General features: G+C 38.5%; 20 protein-coding genes. 3 read left to right on the top strand and 17 right to left on the bottom strand.

Going from position 1 to position 19,649, the window contains the following annotated elements:
• Positions 1-4 precede the first annotated feature (4 nt).
• The 9 genes from CN326_RS10685 to CN326_RS10645 form a co-directional block, all read right to left on the bottom strand.
• Positions 5-784: a 2-keto-4-pentenoate hydratase gene (locus CN326_RS10685; RefSeq protein ID WP_098309003.1), complete on the bottom strand. Its 780-nt coding sequence runs from the start codon at positions 782-784 to the stop codon at positions 5-7.
• Positions 785-855: 71 nt separating this feature from the next.
• Positions 856-2,322 carry an aldehyde dehydrogenase gene (locus CN326_RS10680; RefSeq protein ID WP_098309002.1) on the bottom strand — a complete coding sequence of 489 codons (1,467 nt, stop codon included), beginning with the start codon at positions 2,320-2,322 and terminating at the stop codon, positions 856-858.
• A 13-nt stretch (positions 2,323-2,335) separates the two neighbouring features.
• Positions 2,336-2,794: a RidA family protein gene (locus CN326_RS10675; protein ID WP_098309001.1), complete on the bottom strand. Its 459-nt coding sequence runs from the start codon at positions 2,792-2,794 to the stop codon at positions 2,336-2,338.
• Positions 2,766-3,803 carry an amidohydrolase family protein gene (locus tag CN326_RS10670; RefSeq protein WP_176524595.1) on the bottom strand — a complete coding sequence of 346 codons (1,038 nt, stop codon included), beginning with the start codon at positions 3,801-3,803 and terminating at the stop codon, positions 2,766-2,768. Before CN326_RS10670 ends, CN326_RS10675 begins: the two co-directional genes overlap by 29 nt.
• Positions 3,794-4,333, bottom strand: a complete 540-nt coding sequence (locus CN326_RS10665) for a 3-hydroxyanthranilate 3,4-dioxygenase (RefSeq protein ID WP_098309102.1) — start codon at positions 4,331-4,333, stop codon at positions 3,794-3,796. Before CN326_RS10665 ends, CN326_RS10670 begins: the two co-directional genes overlap by 10 nt.
• A gap of 96 nt (positions 4,334-4,429) precedes the next feature.
• The gene (locus CN326_RS10660; RefSeq protein WP_098308999.1) at positions 4,430-4,621 is read right to left on the bottom strand and encodes a tautomerase family protein; all 192 of its coding nucleotides are present in this window, start codon (positions 4,619-4,621) and stop codon (positions 4,430-4,432) included.
• Positions 4,622-4,670: 49 nt separating this feature from the next.
• Positions 4,671-5,225 carry an NADPH-dependent FMN reductase gene (locus tag CN326_RS10655; protein WP_098308998.1) on the bottom strand — a complete coding sequence of 185 codons (555 nt, stop codon included), beginning with the start codon at positions 5,223-5,225 and terminating at the stop codon, positions 4,671-4,673.
• Positions 5,226-5,361: 136 nt separating this feature from the next.
• A complete protein-coding gene (locus tag CN326_RS10650; protein ID WP_098308997.1) occupies positions 5,362-5,898 on the bottom strand; it encodes an FAD synthetase in 537 nt (178 codons plus the stop codon).
• Between the two features lie 85 nt (positions 5,899-5,983).
• Entirely contained in the window at positions 5,984-7,462 is a 1,479-nt protein-coding gene (locus CN326_RS10645) for a 4-hydroxyphenylacetate 3-hydroxylase family protein (protein ID WP_098308996.1), read from the bottom strand.
• A gap of 609 nt (positions 7,463-8,071) precedes the next feature.
• Here CN326_RS10645 and CN326_RS10640 point away from each other — a divergent pair.
• Positions 8,072-8,701: a Crp/Fnr family transcriptional regulator gene (locus CN326_RS10640; protein ID WP_098308995.1), complete on the top strand. Its 630-nt coding sequence runs from the start codon at positions 8,072-8,074 to the stop codon at positions 8,699-8,701.
• Positions 8,702-8,889: 188 nt separating this feature from the next.
• Positions 8,890-9,555, top strand: a complete 666-nt coding sequence (locus CN326_RS10635) for a Crp/Fnr family transcriptional regulator (protein WP_098309101.1) — start codon at positions 8,890-8,892, stop codon at positions 9,553-9,555.
• Positions 9,556-9,713: 158 nt separating this feature from the next.
• On the opposite strand, the gene CN326_RS25080 is transcribed toward CN326_RS10635, so the two are convergent.
• From CN326_RS25080 to fdhF, 8 genes are all read right to left on the bottom strand, one after another.
• Entirely contained in the window at positions 9,714-9,779 is a 66-nt protein-coding gene (locus tag CN326_RS25080; RefSeq protein ID WP_253631069.1) for an FbpB family small basic protein, read from the bottom strand.
• 3 nt (positions 9,780-9,782) lie between these two features.
• Entirely contained in the window at positions 9,783-10,373 is a 591-nt protein-coding gene (locus tag CN326_RS10630; RefSeq protein WP_098308994.1) for a nucleotidyltransferase family protein, read from the bottom strand.
• Between the two features lies 1 nt (position 10,374).
• On the bottom strand, positions 10,375-11,331 hold the full coding sequence (locus CN326_RS10625) for an XdhC family protein (protein ID WP_098308993.1): 957 nt from the start codon (positions 11,329-11,331) through the stop codon (positions 10,375-10,377).
• Positions 11,331-11,798, bottom strand: coding sequence for a (2Fe-2S)-binding protein (locus tag CN326_RS10620; RefSeq protein ID WP_098308992.1), 468 nt, complete (start codon positions 11,796-11,798; stop codon positions 11,331-11,333). Before CN326_RS10620 ends, CN326_RS10625 begins: the two co-directional genes overlap by 1 nt.
• Positions 11,795-12,637 carry an FAD binding domain-containing protein gene (locus CN326_RS10615; protein ID WP_098308991.1) on the bottom strand — a complete coding sequence of 281 codons (843 nt, stop codon included), beginning with the start codon at positions 12,635-12,637 and terminating at the stop codon, positions 11,795-11,797. Before CN326_RS10615 ends, CN326_RS10620 begins: the two co-directional genes overlap by 4 nt.
• The gene (locus tag CN326_RS10610; RefSeq protein WP_098308990.1) at positions 12,624-14,975 is read right to left on the bottom strand and encodes a xanthine dehydrogenase family protein molybdopterin-binding subunit; all 2,352 of its coding nucleotides are present in this window, start codon (positions 14,973-14,975) and stop codon (positions 12,624-12,626) included. Before CN326_RS10610 ends, CN326_RS10615 begins: the two co-directional genes overlap by 14 nt.
• A gap of 119 nt (positions 14,976-15,094) precedes the next feature.
• A complete protein-coding gene (locus tag CN326_RS10605) occupies positions 15,095-15,580 on the bottom strand; it encodes a helical membrane plugin domain-containing protein (RefSeq protein ID WP_098308989.1) in 486 nt (161 codons plus the stop codon).
• Between the two features lie 11 nt (positions 15,581-15,591).
• The gene (gene fdhF, locus CN326_RS10600) at positions 15,592-18,534 is read right to left on the bottom strand and encodes a formate dehydrogenase subunit alpha (protein ID WP_098308988.1); all 2,943 of its coding nucleotides are present in this window, start codon (positions 18,532-18,534) and stop codon (positions 15,592-15,594) included.
• A 288-nt stretch (positions 18,535-18,822) separates the two neighbouring features.
• Here fdhF and fdhD point away from each other — a divergent pair, with 288 nt between their 5' ends.
• The gene (gene fdhD / locus CN326_RS10595; protein WP_098308987.1) at positions 18,823-19,623 is read left to right on the top strand and encodes a formate dehydrogenase accessory sulfurtransferase FdhD; all 801 of its coding nucleotides are present in this window, start codon (positions 18,823-18,825) and stop codon (positions 19,621-19,623) included.
• Positions 19,624-19,649: the final 26 nt, after the last annotated feature.

The raw sequence follows: 19,649 nt of genomic DNA, 5'->3' as shown, positions 1-19,649 counted from the left end.
CCCTTTACTCAAATGTTACAGAAACAGAACCAAGAGGACCGAAGTGGGCTGAAATGGTATCTCCTTGCTTAACGGTCAGTGCGCCGGAAAGAGCTCCAGGAAGTATCAATTCTCCCGCTTTAAGTCCAATACCAAACTCGTACAATTTATTCGCTAACCATGCGACCGCCTGTGCCGGATGTCCAAGGGCTGCAGCTCCTGCACCCGTTGCTACCAGTTCCTCATTGTTATAAAGAACCATCCCTACACTTCGCAAATCCAAACCATCGACCGTACTCAGCTTGTTTCCTACAACTACTTTGGCTGAAGAACCATTGTCGGCGACGGTATCTACTAATTGAATCTTCCAATCCTCAATGCGGCTATCAATAATCTCAATTGTTGGTACTACATACTTAGTAGCCATCAATACATCAAGATAGTTGACATTCGGGCCTGTCAAGTCTTGACCGAGAATGAAACCAATTTCCGCCTCTACTTTCGGACTAACCAAATCGCTTATTTTTACGACCTCACCATCAGATACCTGCATATCATCAAATAAATGACCATAATCAGGTTCATCGACCCCAAGCATTTCCTGCATAGCTATACTGGTCAGCCCTACTTTTTTACCAATAATTTGACGCCCTTCTTTTTTCTTTTTCTCCATGACTGCCAGCTGAATTTGGTAAGCGTCCGTAGTATTTAATTCGGAATACCGCTGCGTAAGAGGGGCAATCGGATGTTTGCTTTGCTCCGCTTCTATCAATTCATTCGCAAGTTCTTCAATTAATAGTTTCATATATTTGCTCCTTCCTTGTTTGCTTAGATACATAAAAAGTGGCTTATAGGCCACCTTTTATGTTTTGAAATTTATAACTTCATTGTTATAGTTTTCGCTTCAGTGTAGAATTCAAAGCTATGGCGTCCGCCTTCTCTGCCAATTCCGCTCGCCTTCGATCCTCCGAAAGGTGTTCTTAAATCCCTATGGTACCAACAATTGATCCATAGCAATCCTGAATTCACTCGAGATGCTACACGATTAGCACGTCGTAAATCATTTGTCCAAACGACACCCGCAAGACCATAAATAGAGTCATTTGCAATTTGGATCGCTTGTTCTTCTGTTTTGAACGGAATCACAACTAGTACAGGACCAAAAATTTCTTCTTGCGCTATCCTCATCTTATTATCTACATCGTAGAAAACAGTCGGCTCGTAGAAATTCCCTTCAGTCAATCCTTCAACCCGCTTACCGCCAATAGCAAGCTTCGCACCTTCAGAAATCCCGATTTGTACATAATTATCCACTGTTTCCAAATGACCACTGGAAACAAGAGCACCCATATCTGTATCTTCATCCAATGGATTTCCAACTTTAATCTTCCTCACAGCCTCAACAAACTTTTCTAGGAATTTATCATACACACTTTCTTGTACCAATAAGCGGGATCCAGCTAAGCATATTTCTCCTTGATTCCTAAAAATGGCCTCAATTGAACCTTTTACTGCCTCATCCAGGTCTGCATCTTCAAAAACAATGTTAGCTGACTTTCCACCTAATTCAAGTGATACAGGAATTAACTGGGAAGCTGCATTCTTCATAACCGTTTTTCCAGTAGTAGTTTCCCCAACAAAAGAAATACGTCGAACATGAGGGTGAGTCGTCATTGCTGTACCAACCGTTCCACCTGGACCTGTAATAATATTCAATACACCCGGAGGAAGACCTGCTTCATTAGCAATCTCCCCTAACATCACAGCACTGAGAGGAGTATAAGAAGCTGGCTTCACAATCACGGTATTCCCGGCAGCTAATGCTGCGGATGCCTTCCAAGTCATTTGCATAAAAGGAAGATTCCATGGAATGATCAAGCTCGTTACACCTGCTGGTGCATATTTCGAATAGCTCATGTGCTTAGATTGATCATAATGTTCGTGATTGATATATTTGGCCATTTCGGCAAAGAAACGTAGATTGGATGCCGCTCTAGGAATATCAAAACCCCGGCTCTCTTTAATTGGCTTCCCTACATCAAGCGTTTCGATTATAGCTAACTCATCGACTCTTTCCATCACAAGATCAGACATTCTGCAAAGAATTTTCGATCTCTCTTCAACTGGCATTTCACTCCAAATACCACTTTCAAACGTGTGCTGAGCCACTTTAATTGCCTTTTCAACATCTTGCTCATTTGCATTCGCCACAGATGCTAACTTTCGATTGGTCGAAGGATCGATCGTATCGAATGTCTCTCCGGAAATCGAGTCTATATATTCGCCATTAATAAATAGCTTTGCGTCCTTGATTTTTATTTGATTTTCTAAAATATTGCTCATACGATCCCTCCTCCTATTCCTCAATCTCTAAAATCATTTCAATTTCAACGGCTGTATTGTTCGGCAATTGAGCCATTCCCACTGCAGAGCGGCCATGCTTCCCTTTTTCGCCGAATACTTTCACAAGCAAGTCAGAAGCCCCATCCATCACTTTAGGCTGAGACGTAAAATCTTCCGTACTATTCACAAATCCAAGAATTTTGACAACACGCTTCACTTTGCTTAACCCGCCCAGCTCATGGCTGACAGCACTCAATAAATTTAGCATCGATTGACGGGCGGCCAGATAACCCTCTTCAACTGTCAAATCTCTTCCCAATTTCCCATGATATTGGTCAACACCCTGTCCAGCTGTAAACAATAAGTTTCCTGTCCGTACGCAGCTCACGTAATTTCCTACCGCAGAACGAACGGGTGACAGCGTTAATCCCATTTCCTTTAATCTACTCTCCGGCGTTTGCACTGTTGGCATAGACAGCTCCTCTTTTCTTCTTTTCAATATTTAAAAACTTGGCAGCATTGCCGCCCAGCATATCTGCTTTTTGCTGCTCTGTTAATTCAATCGTTTCGTCGATGACTTTTCCAGGGTCGATTTCACGAAGCAAAAACGGATAATCCGAACCCATGAAAATCTTCTCATGTCCGAAACGCTCAATCATGTATTTAATATTTAGTGGGTCATAATTTAACGAATCAAAATAAAACTGCTTTGCATAGTGACTTGGAGGATGTGTCGTCAACCGTAAATGCGGCCATACTTCCCACCCTTTATCTAATCGAGGAAGTATGTATGGGAAGGATCCGCCTCCATGCGCAAAACAAACTTTCAATCTTGAAAACTTCTCCATGATACCGCTCCATACTAACGTCGCCGCAGCAAGAGCCGTTTCACTCGGCATCCCTACTGTGTACATGAAATTATGATTCGGCATTCGATCACGGCCTAACGTTTCCCATGGATGAATAAAAAGAGGCACTTCCCACTTCTCAGCCATTTGGAAAAATTCGATGAAGGAAGGATCATCTAAATTTTGGCCGTTTACGTTCGTACCGATTTCAATCCCATGCAGCTGTAATTCGTTCATGCAGCGTTCCATCTCTTTTACAGCGGTTGGTCCATCCTGCATCGGAACCGTCCCTAATCCAACGAAGCGATCGGGATACTTTGCAACCGTTTCGGCAATGAAGTCATTTTGAATTCGTGCCATTTCCGCCGCATGCTTCGGCTCCGCCCAATAAGAAAAAGTAACAGGAATCGGTGACAATACTTGAATGTCTACTCCTTCACGATCCATATCCGCTATACGTTTTTCAGGACACCACACCTGATCGGTTACATCGCGGAAGTTCTTTCCTCCCACCATAATAGATGCACCGCACGTACACGTCCGTTGCAGCACCGGCCAGCGTTCCCCTCCATACTTCTCGGCAAAGTCCGGAAAGCTTTCCGGAATAATATGTGTATGAAAATCTATTCGCATTTCCATTCACTCGCTTCCGGCGACATAACATGTCCGCAATGTTTGCATGTTCGCAATTCCAGGCTGCCATTGAACTGGTTGATGGCTTCTTTTACTTGAACTTCAATATTGGTTAATTGAACACTAATCCGATGCATTTCAGAATCACACTCATCGCAGAACCATACAAAATCCTCTAATTCACCTTCATTCCTGTTACGTTCTATAACAATACCGATTGTATCCGCAACCCTGTGTGGAGAATGTGGAACATTCGGAGGGAGTAAAAATACTTCTCCTTCTTTTACAGTGATTACTTCTCGCTTTCCTTCTTCATTAATAATTTCAACGTAACAATCTCCTTGTAGTTGATAGAAAATTTCCGCTGAGGGATCTACGTGAAAATCACGTCGTTTATTCGGGCCTCCAAGTACCATAAACATTAACTCTGAATCTTTCCAAATCACTTTATTATTTACTGGTGGTTTTAGCTGATCTTTATTTTCCTCGATAAACTTCCACAAATTAATCGGTTTGAATGCGCTCGTCATTTTCATCGTTTTATACACTCCTCATATCATTTAATATTGGCTGTATTTCTTGACACTTTATTTTGAAGCGAAAACAAAGATGAATGTTTTCTATTTTCAGCCTCTTCTTTTTTCCACCGTTGTTCCACCAATTGCCCAGTGTGTCGATGGAATATCGTAAATTAATACCCTAACCCTTTCAGGAGAAACCGCTAACGTTTCGGATACCGTTTGTGTTACATTCTCAATCAAACGTTCTTTTACTTCTTGATCTCGACCCTCGATAATTTTCAGTTCAACAATAGGCATTGGAATCCCCCGTTTACAAAATTAAAAACCAAATTACCATTCAGACGCATTACAACGGAGCTAATGCATTATTCTTTAATCCTTTTTGCATCAATACTACTTCTTTAGCCAAATCCGCAATTCTGCTTAATACTTCCTCATCCACTATTTCATTCTGCTTATTAAAATGATCGGTATGAGCGTAAACAGAGCCCGGTGCCACATAGGCGCGGAAGTAACCAGCGATTGGTTTTAATTGATTTTCAATCACCAGGTAATGTTGATAAGTCCCCCCTGTAGCAATAAATCCCATCACTTTATGGCGAAGAGCTTGTGGATGGATCAAGTCAAATAGGTTTTTTAGAGCTCCTGTGAGAGATCCCTGAAAAATCGGAGTACCAATAATATAAAAATCAGCCGAAGAAACCATATCTATAACCTTTTTCGTATCCTCATTGTAAGTGGATGGATCTCGGCCATCACAAAACTGGACATTATAATCCTTCAAATCTAACAATTCCACTTCAATTTCAGGATGCAGACGCTTCGCTTCCTCTAATACTTTTTCCACGACAATACGCGGTTTCGCACCAATAATCGTTCCGGATATACCCAATAATTTCATCCTAATCTATCCTCCTAAAAACTCTTCATTACCCTACTCTATCGAATAAAACTCTTAATATATCGATTTATCCAGGTTAACCTCCAAATTTCCCCTTCATCATAACGACGATGGACAATATTAATTCTTTCAAACCCTAGCTTCCAAGCGGCCATCCTAATAAAGAATAAGATTGTTTGATGTCTCCTTTGGAAATCAATTGACGTATTCTAGTAGACGAAATCAGGATTCCATCTGAACAACAAACAGGTTGAGCAATTTGAACACAAAAATGCTGTGCCAGAAGATTTATATCCCCTTCCCTGTTTTTTCCAAAGCGGAAATCTTCTCCCACCATGATTTCTAAAGGATTCAGATTCATTAAATTTTTAATAAAATCAAGAGGGTGGCGACTAGCATATAATTCATCGAACCTTGCAATGATTACATGATCTATTCCCAACTGTTCCAATCGAACCAATTTTTTTGGAACTGGTGTCAAAATACGTGCACCTTGGAAACAATGTCGAGGAGGCGGATCAAAAGTATATACCACACTTGGTACCCCTAGAATCCTAGCTTTTTTCACCGCTTCTCTAATCACAGCTTGGTGTCCTTGATGAACTCCATCAAAAGCGCCAATTGCTATCACCGATCCAGGTAACCTTAAAATTTCATTTACATGCGTTTCCATATCCCCCGCCTCCTCTTGGGATTAAAAGCTGTTTCAAGTTGAATCGTGAACACAAATTTCATGTATTTACAGATAAACTCTATATCTATTTATTTGTTACTATTTCTTTCAACTTACTTACTTGTAATGCGTCATCAACCATATCAAATGTACGCTGACGTTTAATTGAATTGTAAAATATAGCTTTTTTCCGGATTGGATCACCTGTATAATAACGTTCATATTGAAGTAATCGTTGACCGAAAGCTTCGCCGCACAAATCCCAAGCTAACTTGAATACGCTTACACGTTCTGTTGCAGATACGCCCGCTCTTCCAACATAATAACGATCCATATCTTCTCTCAATTCCGGACTTTCAAAATCAGCACCAGTTGGAGACAACAATAATCCGCCAGCTCCTATAGTTTGCATCAGTTCAATGGCACGCGGATACATCTTTGGCAATAAACCACGAATCGTTTCAAGAGGCTCCCAATTTGGCATAGCCTCACCCTTAGGGTTAGTCTCATACTCATACTCTGCAACACGCAATAATGCCCTTATGGATTCCACAGCTTGGAGTAACTCCCCAAGGCTTTCTTGAACATGTAAAAATCCATCTACTCCAATTGAATCAGCTAACCTGCATGTTACTTCTGTAGCAAATTGAAGTTTTAAGAGCCCTCTCACTGCAGACTGATGCGCTGGCTGCTGTGCGATTCCTGTTTTTGGATAAAGAAGGTTTGCGGCTTCCACATTGTTATAAATAAATACTCGATCCCAAGGAACTAAAACATCCTTAAAGACTAACAGCGCATCCATTTCTTCAAAGCGTGATGCTAATGGATGATCGAACAACGGACGGGTTCCATCCTGCATCGGTTCACGGCAAATGATTCGAAGACCTGGCGTATCAATTGGCAGCGCAAATGATAGCGCATAACGTTCATCACCAGGTTTGTATCCTGGGAAGGTATAGATAATAACTTCGTCTGTGACAGGAGCAAGTGTAGCTAAAAATTTAGCACCTCTCACGACAAGTCCTTCAGACGTCTCTTCAACGACTCCTAAATGAGTGAACATATCCTGTTGCTCATGAGAAGATTTGCTTCGGTCATTTTGAGGATTGATAATGGCATGTGTTAAAAACAAATCATTATCGCGAACATGGCGATAATATTTGCGTATATTTTCAGCCCATTGCTTATTGTATCCTTCAAAAAAGTCAGAATTACTATACATTGAGGTAATTACTATGTTTAAAAAGTCCGGAGATCTTCCCATTAAACCAAAAGTAGCCTTTGCATAAGCTTCAAATGCCGCCCTGCGTTTCGTTAAATCTTCATAGTTTTTTGGAACCAAAAACGCATTGTTCACTCTTTCTCCAGTTTCTTCACAGATGTGGGTAATCTTATCTTGATATTCCGGATTATGTTGCATATCATATAGCTTTGCGATTTCTAGCACCGTCTGTTTTAATACTGGCTCATCAAACACGTTTTCAACTTTTTTTCCTGCGAGCCATACCTCTGGTTTTCGAGACTTTACAGCATTAATATATTGATCACCTGTACGGATTCCCATAACAATCCTCCTAGTTTTATAGTTTTATAGTTTTTTATCTTTTCATCTCTTTGATTTCAAATAATATTCTCTTTAAACAAGATTAACTTAAATCATCGCTCGATAATTCCACTGAAGACTCAGTAAATTATCGATAAGCTGCTTTTAATGTCCTTTCATTTGCCACTTCCTTCAAAATTTTTTACAGATCTCAATTGATATTGCTTACCTAAGGCATATTATAGTGATGAATCATTTGGACAACTGTAATCTAGTTAACATTTTATTGATTTTTCAGATAATAATCTGTGTTATATTGATTTTAAATACATTTAAATTTAAACTAGTGTAAAGTATTTAACATTTTTAATTTTTTTCGGCGCAGGTATGATAGAAATGATTTAAAGAGTCTTATCCTATAAAAGGTAATCAAATCCCTTAAAAAGAAAGCGCTACCAATTATATATGAAGTAGATTCCCCATCAAAGAATATTCATTGAAAACCAATTTAATATAACTAAATATTATGGTACCGATTACTTTTATTTCCTTATAAAGCGGGGGCAGTTCTGATAGATCCAGAATAAATATTCTTAATTTTCAAAAATAAATATTCTAGGAGTGAATACTATGATTATGTTCTTTAATAATCACATTATTTGGAATGAGTATTTAAAATTTGGAACTAGGCAATTTTTCAAGGAAAAAACAGTGGTATATGAACAGGGTACAATCGGAGATGGCTTTTACTATGTTCATAAGGGCTTAGTTAAAGTGATTACCTCTACAACAAAGGAAAGTGACCGTATGTTAAATATCGTAGTCCCTGGCCAATTATTAGGTGTCCAAACAATGGATCGACAGGTTCACTTTACAACGGCTATAACAGCAAAAGACTCCATACTCTATTATTTTTCTTATGAAAGGTTCCAGGAACTCATAAGCTTACATCCAACGTTATTAAACCTTTTTGCAAAAACGGTAATCCAAAAAATGCGCATTCTTACTGAGCAAATTCATTTAAACACGCATTCTGCAGAGAAACAAATTGCCTCAATCCTTCTAAATATTTGTTATGAATTTAAAAATTACGAAGTTCTTCTAACACAACAAGATCTCGTGAAGTGTACAGGCTTAACACGAATAACTGTATACAAAATATTAAAACAATGGCAGAAAGAAAATATAATAGACATTCAAAAGCGAAAATTTATAATTACAAATCCAGATTTGTTAAGAAACTATGTTATCAATTCATAGACACTTGTGCTTAACGCATATAGTACAAACTTTTTCCTCTAACATTCATTTAGTGTATATTCCTTAATTATCCACTTCGGTAGAGATAAAAAGAGGGGAATTATTTGAAATATAAAATTTCTGTTGTATTACCTAAAGTAAGCATAGCCTTAAGAAAAAACACATTATTTATCAGAAAAGGGGTTCGAATGTTAAATCTTCGCTACGCATGGAGTCCATTTTTAAAATATGGAAAATTTATGGAGATGAAAGAAAATACAGTTATTTACCACCAAGGAAGCGGCGGAAAAGGATTTTATTACTTAAGCAGAGGAGAAATAAAAATTACAATTCTATCCGATAAAGGAGAAGAGCGTACCGTTAACTATGTTCCAGAAGGTATGCTGTTTGGGGAGAATGGAATTAATAAAGAATCCTATTTAACTACTGCAATCACAACATCCCCTTCAGTTTTGTATCATTTCTCTGATGAAGCATTAACAAAAATATGTAAAAAACACCCCAATGCAACAACCATATTTACAAATTCCTTAATTTATAAATTCAGATTATTGGCAGAAATTATTGCTTTTCTTGATAGCCCTGTTGAGCAACAAATGGCACACTATTTACTAAAGCTTGTTAACGAAAATGGTAAGTTTACCATTAATCAAACATCATTTGCCCGTTACATTGGCACATCTCGTATTACCGTAAATAAAATTATCCAAAAATGGAATAAGGATGGAATAATTAAACTTTCTGATCGAACAATCCATATTATTGATACAAATAAAATGAAAGAAATTCAAGGCTCTGGTATGAGAAATTTGCCAAACTTGGATATGCTAATATTATCATCCTCTCAAGAATGAATGTATTGGGGAACATCTAAGAAATATATGTGGAAGAAAAATAAGTGCCAAGAAGAATGACTTCCAATAATTAGATTTTATGCCAACTAGTGCATGAATAAAAAACTAGCCATTACTAGGCTAGTTTTTTTGTTATATAACGTTGTTCGATTCGTTGCTCAATTTTTTTCTAAGGCTTTTTTATCATTGAGTATTTTTTGCTTATTTTCTTGTACCAAATACATTCATCACTTTATTATTTTCGTATAATCACTCCAACTATTCACATCATAAAAAAAGGCCGCTTCTTCATATGATATCGTTATGCCCTTTACAAATGACTCTTGAAAAATAGTACGAGCTCCTTGGTCACCTTTTAACGTTTGCAAGAAAGGAAATGTTTTCTTTGCAAACAAAACAGGCGGTCTTGCAATTCCACGATACTTTGCTGCTACATAATAGGCCGTTTCATTTTGTTTATAACAATCTATTAATTCATTAATTAGCTCTGTTTTAATAAAGGGTTGATCAGCAAGTAAGACAACAATTCCATCCGCTTTCATATGCATTGCTTTCTTAACACCGCAGCGAAGTGAATATGATTGTCCTTGACTAGAGTGGGAACAAGAAAGAATGTGCACGTTCTCATATCGTAATGATTGTGAAACCCAATTCGCATCATTTGTGACAATAATAATATCGGAGAGATTTGAGGATAAAGCAGTTTTGAGGGCTGCATTACCTAGTGGTTCATTATGTAAAGGAAGAGAAAGTTTATGTATTCCCGGTCCCATTCGTCTACTATTTCCAGCCGCCAAGTATACACCAATGATCTTCATCTCACTTCCCCCGCAACTGCCCGATGATTTCAGCCATGATACTAATGGAAATTTCACTTGGACCTTGTGCACCAATTGAAATTCCAACAGGAAAATGGAGTTGATGAGGGATTGGTTTACCTTCTAATAAGCGCTCTGTACGATGACGTGGTCCTAAAACACCTATATAACGAACATTTTTTTCTAATAAGAGAGATAGTAATTGTCGATCTTTTTCAAAGTGATGCGTCATAATTACAAGAAAATCACTTGGATGTAATGAAAGTTTTTGTATCATTTCTACTGGAAAGCCAACCACACATGCATCAGCATTTGGAAAGTGATTGGTATTACATAAGGCCTCCCGCCAATCGCAAACTGTTACAAAGAAGCTCGTTTCCTTCGCAAAACGAACGAGTGGCTTTGCATCTTCTCCTGCGCCAAAAATAAAAAGGCGGGGCTTTGGTATAAAATGTTGACTATAATGTGTATCTTGTAAACCATTTTTCAAGTAAGTCGTCGATGGAATAGGTCCTTCCCAATTACCACGCGTATTACCATTATTATATATAAGTACAGTTTGCTCTAAGGAAAGGTTTTTCACCATCCAAGCGGAGGAACCATTTGCAAGGCGAATATATAAATCTTGTAAAATCGCTTTATAGTTATCATCTATATGTTCTACTAATACATGAATGATACCATTACATCCTACTCCCCAAGACAAATCATCTTCTGCTTTCGTATTAAATGTATGAATATCCCAAGTGTTATGCTCCATAACATCTGCAGCATAGTAGGAAAGTTCTTCTTCTATGCAACCTGCACTTAGCATTCCTACTTTTGTACCATCTTCTCGGAAAAGCATCATCGTTCCTTCTTTTCTATATGCCGATCCTTCAACATGAATAATCGTCGCTAATGCACAGCGTTTCTCACAACATAATAACGCTTCTAATACATCATATGTGGAAGCCATTATGAATCCCCTCGCTGCTTTTGTAAGACAGACTTTACAGCTTCTTCAATTTCTTGATAACTCGTGCATCGGCAAATATTAGAACTTAACCATTCTTCAATGGTTCGATCATCTGCATCAGGCCTTTGTGTAACAAGTCCATGGCAATTCATAATAAATCCTGGTGTACAGTACCCGCATTGGAAAGCCCATTTCTCTTCAAAGGCTTGTTGGATAGGTGCTCCTTGTAATCCTTCAATCGTTGTAATTTGCTTTCCAACAGCTTCAACGGCTAACATAATACAAGACTTAATGGGTGTCCCATCAACAAGAACTGTGCAAGCTCCACAATCACCATTTTCACAGCCAGGCTTCGCTCCTGTTAAATCAAGTTCATGACGTAATACATATAGTAACGTATCAGCCATTCTGGCAACTGCTTCTCGCCTTTCTCCATTTACATGCAAAATAAGCTGGACATTCCTCATGATTCTTCCACCCCTTCAAGCTTAATCAGCATATCATGAAGTACATACTGAAATACAAATGTACGATAAGCACGTGAGCCTCTTATATCATCTAACACAGGAGCAGGAATATAAGTTAAAGCGCGTTCAATCCTTTTCTCTAATGAAATATGCTTATTATTTAAAGCAACTTCCATAATAAGTGAACGAAACGGAAAAGCACATAAGCCGCTGCATGCCATCCGAATTTCGTCTCCATATTTTATCGCTGCAACCGTCACAAGTGGATAATCAATTTTTTCTAGTTGACGTTTTTTCACACTATAATACGGCGCTGTCACATACCGCCGATCTGTAATGATTTGTACAAGAAACTCGCCCTTTTGTAATTGTAATTTTTCCACAAAGGCTTGGTGAGCAGGTACATATTTCATACCCTCTGTTCCTGCAATGACAAATGTACTATCAGCTAGTAAAAAAGGCAGAACCGCCTCCTTATATCTAATCCTTCCCGCGACATTTCCACCAATCGTAATTTTATTTCTTGCTGTGCGATCTGCAGCTCGGCCAGCAGTTTCACCAAGGAGCGGAAAAACCTGCGCTTCTTGAACATTTGTTATCGTCAATGTTGCACCAAGGAAAAGTTTGTCATCCTTCCATTCACAAACATTACATTCCGGAATATCTTTTATATCAATAACAGCTTTTGTTCGAATCCGCTGCGAACGCCCCAGCGTAATAATTTCTGTGCCGCCTCCATAGTAGAGCGGCTTCTTTCCCTCTTTATCTAGCTGCTGAAATAACCGAATAGCTTCTTGAATAGAATCCGGACGATAATACTCAAAATCAAATGGTATCATACAATCCCTTCTCCTTTTTTTGCTTTTCTTTCCAAATTAATTCCGGAATAAGCGGTAAATTTCGCAGTGAAATATCGGCCGCAATTGATAGACTATTCGCTAAAGCTGCCGGCATGCCAATAATTCCATGTTCCCCAAGTCCTCTAGAACCAAATGCAGCTTGCTCATGCGGTACCTCTACAAAATCCACTATATACTTCGGCTGTTGTCCGTAATGGATTACTTTATAAGAACGAAACTGATGATTCAAGTTCCTTTCTTTTGCATCATAGTGAAAGGTTTCTCGCGTTGCAAAACTTAACCCCATACTCATGGCTCCCATAATTTGCGTCTCTGCTCCCTTTCTATTTAAAACTGTTCCCGCATCTGCAACTGTTACAGCATTCAATAGTCGATATGTATAGTCTTTAGGATTAAACTCCACTTCTACTGCTTGCGCTCCTACTCCCCATTCAGGTCCTTGTCTGCCTTTCCCTGTCTCATAATCAATGTCTGTAAGTCCCTCAAGTACGTAACTCCCTTTCCCTACTACTTCTGTTCCTTTTACATTTCCATTCGAATCTACATACCCAAACACAATTTTAGAAAAAGGTACATATATATTTGGATTCGTTTTAACATATACTTGTTTTCCTGCAATCTCTAATTCTTCCACTGGGTATCCAAGTAAATTTGAAGCCGTTTGTCGCAACTGTCTCATTGCATCTTCTGCAGCCATTACAACCGCATTTCCAACAAGGAGTGTCGTTCGACTTGCTGCTGTTTTCCAATGTTTTGGAGAAACTTGTGTATTGACTTCCATCATAATATGCACATCATCAACATTCATGTTCATTTTCTCTGCAACCATTTGTGTGAGCACCGTTTTTGTTTCTTGCCCAATTTCAACAGCACCGCAATTGATATTTACACTACCATCACCGTTAAAGGTTAACACAGCACCTGCTCCGGCATCACTTGGTGTAGTCGAATTTTTCCAGAAGCAGCTAATCCCTTTTGTACGTACCATGCCATTAGATAGAACAACTTTATTTCCCTCTTCCCAATTTATAAGCGATTTTAATTTTTGTAAACACGCTGTTACATCTCCCGTATTACTTGATGTGACAGGTATTTGTGTCGGTGTTGTATCTCCTGGTCTAATCGAATTTTTCAGGCGAAACTTAAGCGGACACATCCCTAACTTCTGAGCAAGTATATCAATCGTTCGTTCCATTACAAACGTATACTCCGAATGTCCAAAACCTCTAAACGACGTTGCATATGTATGATTTGTATACATAGCAAGAGAATCACACCAAACATTCTCGATAGCATATGGGCCTGTGCAGTCCAGTCCAGCCGCCTGACTCATTTTTACTGCCCGATCAGCATAAGCACCGCCGTCAAATAAATACAAAATTTCGGCTCCTTGCAGCTTTCCATCTTTTGTGCATCCAAGCTTTACTTTTGCTTGTAAACCGATATGAACAGGAGACGTTATAAAATCTTCTTCCCTACTATTTCGAAGAGTAACTCGTCTTCCCCCTACTGCTTTTGAAGCAAGATATGCTAAATATTCAAGTTGTACCGCTGTTTTTCCGCCATATGCGCCTCCGACTAACGGTACATATACAATGACTTTCCCTTCATCAATTTGAAACGCTTTACTTAACAGCCTCTTGATTTCAAAAGGAGCCTGTGAGGTAGAATGAACAATAACGTCTCCATTAGGCTTAATTTCTACCCTAGCACACCGTGTTTCCATCGCTGCATGATCGGATTGCCGAAAAGAAAATGTTTCCTCGACAATCGCATCACTGTTAGCAAATCCTTTTTGAATATCCCCTTTACGAATTTTCGTCCGATTTGCAATATTTGTATTTGGTTTTGGGTATACTTTATCTTCTAATTTGTATTGTTCCACATGTTCATGGACTAATATGTTTGATTCGTTATAGGCCTGCAAGGGCGAACGAATAGCCGGAAGCTCTTCATATATCACACGGATTCGTGTCGTTGCCTCTCTTGCAATCGCTTCATTATCCGCTACAACAAGCGCAACAGGTTCACCAAAATACCTTACTTTCTCAAAGGCCAACAGAGGGCGATCAACGATACTTGAACCCACAAGAATAGGATAATCTGCCCCTGTTATCACAGCATGTACGCCCTGTACTTTCTTCGCTTCACGAATATCTATACTCTTAATGTAAGCATGCGCATATGTACTAGTAAGAAGTTTCGCATATAGCGTACCAACCTCTATTTCATCATTAATATACTTCGCTCTTCCCGTTACCTTATCAGCACCTTCTTTTCGCTTAACACTTTTCCCAATGATACGATACCGTTCCATTCCGAGCCTCCTTTGTTGTACTCTTCTACCATCCTATTTATACTGACAACAATTTAGTACAGATCTCTTTATACAAAAAAATAGGCTACTAGTATTTAGCTAGCAGCCTATTTTTCACATCATTTCTTCTTTTCTAGTCCTTGGCCAAATGCTTTCAAAAAGTTAAATCCAAATGTAATTGCTCGATTTATATCTGGATCTCGTAATACTTTAAAGAAATCCATTACACTTGTTTTCTTGCCTTTTTTTAATTCATCTGTTGCATATTGTAAACCTGTAACTAAACTAGATGTTACTTGCTTGGTCACTTCTGGGTCTACTGAAGATAACGCTTCTCCTGCACCCATTATATTATTTAATGCATTCTTCACTGGTTCACGGTTTAGTTGTTCAATTGCAATTTTCGAAACATCTTCTTTCGCTTCCAGCAAGCTCACTGCAGCATCTAACAATCCCGCTTTTTGAAGCTGCGCTAACAATTGAATTGTTTCTTCAATTGCCTCTTGATTCTCTTCTACTTGTTGTAATAACTCTTTAGATAGTTGTTGCTTTGTTTGTTCCTCTGTTAAAACCGTTTTTTGAATCATCGTAATTTCTTTTGCCACAGTGCTCCCCCCTAGTTTTCATCCACAAGTGATACATATTGTTTTCGTTGCCATTTCTTCTCTATTTCTACACCATTTTGTGGATGACGTTTTTTATTTCGCGGGTTGGAAGCTGGAAGCGGACGATTTCCTTTTTCACGCAGCACACGCATTTTCACACGCGTTTGTTTATACGCCGGTGTACATGTATAAAGATCTGTCGCCGTTCCTGTTAAAATATTAATTGCTTCTTCATTTACTGTTGCATGCATCGGTAAATATAATTCGTTTCCAGTTACACGATCTGTGATAAGTGCTGGAACTTTTATTTTTCCAAACGGTGATGCAAGTTCTACGAGACTACCATCTTTCACATTTCGCTCCATCGCTAGCTCTGGAGAAATCTCAACAAATACCTCTGACATTTTCGATAAAATACCTGCCGATTTTTTTGTCATATTCCCCTCATGGAAATGTTCGAGCATTCGGCCATTATTTAATAATAAATCATATTCTTCCGGCGCCTCGACTGGCGGTATCCATTCATTAAGTGATAGACGTGCCTTTTTATCAGGAAAATTAAATCCATCTACATATAATAATGGTGTATCACTTCCATCATGGCTACCCCAGCACAAGCTATTCCATCCTTCTAAACGGTCATATGTTGCCTGTGAATATAACGGAGCAAGCGATGCAATTTCATCCATAATTTCGCTTGGATGTTCATAATTCCAATTTGCCCCTAGCGTACGAGCTACCTTTTGAAGAATCCACCAATCTGGTTTCGAATCACCAAGCGGCGGCATTACTTCGTATAAACGTTGAATGCGGCGTTCTGTATTCGTAAATGTTCCTTCTTTTTCTAAACTTGGTGCTGCCGGTAAAATAACATCTGCAAAACGAGCTGTTTTTGTTAAGAACATATCTTGTACAATAAGAAAATCAAGATTCTCTAAAATGTGCTGCACATGATTCGCGTTAGAATCAACTAATGCCATTTCTTCTCCCATGACATACATACCACGTAATTCCCCTGCTTCTGCAGCAATCAGCATCGCAATATTATTTAACCCTGGCTCTTTCGGAATAGAAACGCCGTATGCTCTTTCAAATTTCGCGCGCAGTGCATCATCGGATATCGCTTGATAACCAGGCAACCAGTTTGGTAATGTTGCCATATCACAAGCACCTTGTACGTTATTATGTCCACGCAGTGGGTATGCTCCTGCACCAGGACGACGGTAGTTACCTGTTACAAGCAGCAAGTTTGAGATAGCAGCAGATGTTGTACTTCCACCTGTATTTTGGGTAACACCCATGCCCCAAAGTACACACGTTCCATCTGCATCACGAATCATTTTTGCCATTTCTTTTAATGTATCTTTAGAAATCCCCGTTATACTTTCTGTATAATCAAGCGTATACTTCTCTAACATCGTTTTATACTCATCAAAGTTCTTTACGTTTTCAGCTAAAAATGCTTTATCATGCCAATCTTGATCGATCATATATTTCGTTACACCTGCAAGCCAAACATAATCTGTACCTTGACGCGGGTGAACAAATAAATCGGCACGCTCTGCCATTTCATGTTTACGTAAATCAGCCACGATTAATTTTTGATCATGTAGTTTATGTGCACGTTTCACACGCGTTGCAAGAACTGGATGACCTTCTGTTGGGTTTGCCCCAACAATAATAACAAGTCCAGCCTCTGCGATATCTTTAATTGTCCCTGCGTCACCGCCCATGCCTACAGTTTTGAATAGACCGTCTGTTGCCGGTGATTGACAGTAACGGGAACAGTTATCCACGTTATTTGTTCCGTATACTTGGCGCGCAAGCTTTTGCATTAAATAGTTCTCTTCATTTGTTACTTTAGAAGAAGAAATAAAACCAAAAGCATCACTGCCGTATTGATTTTTAATATGACTCATATTTGCTGCAACAACTTCCATCGCTTCTTCCCAGGTTGCTTCAACAAACATGTCTCCTTGACGGATAAGCGGCTTTGTAATACGCTCTTCACTATTTACAAAATCCCAGCCAAACTTTCCTTTTACACACGTTGAAATCCCGTTTACTGGTGCATCTGATACAGGCTGTACTTTTAAAATTTGACGATCTTTCGTCCATACTTCAAATGAACATCCTACACCGCAAAACGTACAAACGGTTTTCGTTTTATTTATTTTCGTTTTACGCATTGCCGCCTCAACTTCCGAAACAGCTAAAATACTGCTATAACCCGGTTCTACATCCTTAACAAAATCAATCATTGGATTTAATACATCTTGTTTTAGCCCTGTCATAAAGCCAGCTTCTCCAAGCATAGACTTTTCCATTAAGGCATTACATGGACAAACAGTTACACATTGACCACAACTTACACAAGACGAATCATTAATCGATACACCATTATCCCAAATTACACGCGGACGATCTAAATTCCAATCAATTGATAATGTTTCGTTTACTTGTAAGTTTTGACATACTTCTACACATTGCCCGCATGCAATACATTGATTTGGATCGTAACGATAAAATGGATGAGACATATCCACCTCTGAAGCGCTCACTTTTGGTTCATATGGATATTTCTGTTCTTCAATTCCCATCATATGCACTGTATTATGCACCTTACAATTTCCGTTATTATTATCACAAACAGTACAGTACAATAAATGATTTTCCAGTAACCGATCCATCGCTTCTGTTTGGGCCTCAACCGCCCGCTTTGATTTTCTTTCAATATGCATACCGTCTTCAAGTTTTGTTGAACAAGCACGCATCAATTTCCCATTTACTTCAACAATACACGTATCACATGTCTGAATCGGATCTACTTCTGGTACGTGACAAATTTGCGGGTGTTCAAGTTCTCTTTCGTTTAATAACTGAAGTATCGTTTTCTTACCAGATGAAATATACTCTGTACCATCAACAGTTACACGAATTGTGTGTTCTGACATCTTTCCCCTCTCCTTACAACCAACCGTACAACACGTTTTAACCACATTTTGAATGCGTTTTCAAAATAATGTTGCTATACGCTCTTTTTCAAAACAGAAAACAGTTCTTAGAGTTAGATTCTTGATGTATAAAATAAGCTTACAATTGATGTATATTACTACTATTCTATTATATCGTAGAACACAAATAATCACCAAGGAATGTAATAAAAATGCAAAACGAATGCTTTTCTTTTTCTATTGTTTTATGATAAAAATGGGAGAATAATCGATAAAGGGGAATTTTATATGGAGTCTGTTCAAGATACATATCCAATGATTCAGTACCGAAATGGTACATTTCATCAAAAAGATGACGAAATTGTAACAGAATATCCACTTACAATTAAACTAAATGGTGAAGAATATGTAACGATTGTCTGTACACCTGATCATATTGAAGATATGGTTGTTGGCTTCTTAATATCAGAAGGTATTATTCCTTCCTATAAACATATTGAACAATTATGGATCCAAAAAGAAAAAGGATTTGCTCATGTAACAACATCGCAAACAAATCCACTATATCAAACTTGCTATAACAAACGGTATGTTACATCTTGCTGCGGAAAAAGCAGACAAGGCTTTGTATTTGTCAATGATGCTGCAAAAGCAAAAACGATGCACGATATTCATATTACCCTCAAGCCCGAAGATTGCTTTCGTTTAATGAAAGATCTACAGCAATCCTCTACTACTTTTAAAGAAACAGGCGGTGTACATAACACTGCATTATGTGATGCAACACAGATTATTATTTCACGAATGGATATTGGACGCCATAACGCTTTAGATAAAATTTACGGTTATTGCTTACGTAATAACATTTCAATACATGGAAAAGTAATTGCCTTTAGCGGCCGCATATCATCTGAAATTTTACTCAAGGTGGCAAAAATCGGCTGTGAAATTGTCCTATCAAAATCAGCCCCAACAAAATTAGCTCTAGAACTTGCCCATGATTTAGGTATTACTGTCGTTGGCTTTATTCGTGGTGATTCTTGCAATATTTACACACATCCAGAACGAATTGAAGGATTTATAAAGTGAAACTTCCTTTTGGAGCGCTCTTCTCC

The sequence above is a fragment of the Bacillus sp. AFS018417 genome (assembly GCF_002560985.1).
Classification (GTDB): Bacteria; Bacillota; Bacilli; order Bacillales; family Bacillaceae_G; genus Bacillus_A; species Bacillus_A rhizoplanae.
The sequence above is the reverse complement of the archived record's forward strand: the minus strand, read 5'-3'. Positions and strand labels throughout refer to the sequence as shown.